The sequence below is a fragment of the Ruminiclostridium sufflavum DSM 19573 genome (assembly GCF_003208175.1).
In the GTDB taxonomy this organism is placed as follows: Bacteria; Bacillota; Clostridia; order Acetivibrionales; family DSM-1351; genus Ruminiclostridium; species Ruminiclostridium sufflavum.
In genome coordinates, this window is record NZ_QKMR01000055.1 from 1 (window position 1) to 1156 (window position 1156).

Here is a 1156-nt window from a genome sequence, read left to right on the forward strand (position 1 = left end):
CAGTGGCATATGGCGGAGCAGTTACTTATAGAAGTATGAATAACTTGGTAAATGACAGCAGAGACTTGATTAATAGTGCTACTCAGGGGGGGAGTGAAGCTGGAGGAACCACAAAAAATACTAAAACGCCTTGGGATATAAAAACAAATGCAACAGATAAGATTGATTATAAAATTAATGGACAAAATGTATCAGCTTACAAAGATCCTAATACTGGACTATATTGGGCTAGAGACACTGAAGGTCATGGAGGAAGTGCGTTTAAAGTATTTGAAATGAAAAAAGGTGGTAAAGAACTACAGTGGAAAGCAGATGCTGATGAGTTTGGCAACTTTATTACCGATAAGCATAAAGGTTCTACAGGTTTGACAATAAAAGTTAAATAAATTAAATGATCGGAGTGAGCTACCTTGAGTTTATCAAAAGCAGAAGCAGAAATATTGTTTAACTTAGGCTTCAAAAGGCAATCTTTTGAAGAAAAGGTTTATCCAACAGATATATATGAATTTAAAGGTTCTGTTTGGTGTATTGGGGGAAGAATTGTACCAAATAGCAGTTTAAGTGCAGAGACTTGCATATATAATGAGGGAGTATGGCTACCAACATTGGAAGATTTTATTTATTGGCTCGATAATAACGAATGTAAATTTTCAGTAATTTATAATGGTAATGGATATAAAGTTGAAATTACTGATAATCAGGACAATGCCTATAAGGCGAAGGGCGGAACAATGGAATTTGCTTTATACAAAGGCATTATGGAAATACTTAAGAAGTATGGTGGTAACCCAGTACAAAAGCCATGTGAAATAATTGAAGCAGAGCTTATAAGTGAAGATTGATACTTCTTTTGGTGGAAGGGCGGTTGTCTATGATGACCGTTTTCTTTCTGTTTTGCAATGAGTAGACATAAAATCGATAAAATGAAACTAATATAGCACAAACTTTTTATAATACTTTATACCATGTTTTTGTTTGTCATAGTAACCTTAATACTATGCAACACGTTAAAACAGCTTATACCAAAGGTTGTGCGGTCTGCCACTTATGAGAGCGGGGGCGGGACTGTAAATAATTCCGTGTATGGGATGCTATTAACTCAATAATGGTTAAGTATTTCCCAAGCATTAACTCTTAAAAACTTATTGCTATATTT

The 1156-nt window shown here is 34.6% G+C and carries 2 protein-coding genes; both read left to right on the forward strand.

From position 1 onward, the window contains the following. The coding region (locus tag LY28_RS19310) for a hypothetical protein (RefSeq protein WP_165835639.1) at positions 1 to 386 on the forward strand (386 nt) is incomplete at its 5' end. A 24-nt stretch (positions 387 to 410) separates the two neighbouring features. Beyond that, on the forward strand, positions 411 to 842 hold the full coding sequence (locus LY28_RS18860; RefSeq protein ID WP_110463701.1) for a hypothetical protein: 432 nt from the start codon (positions 411 to 413) through the stop codon (positions 840 to 842). The last annotated feature ends 314 nt before the right edge of the window (positions 843 to 1156 follow it).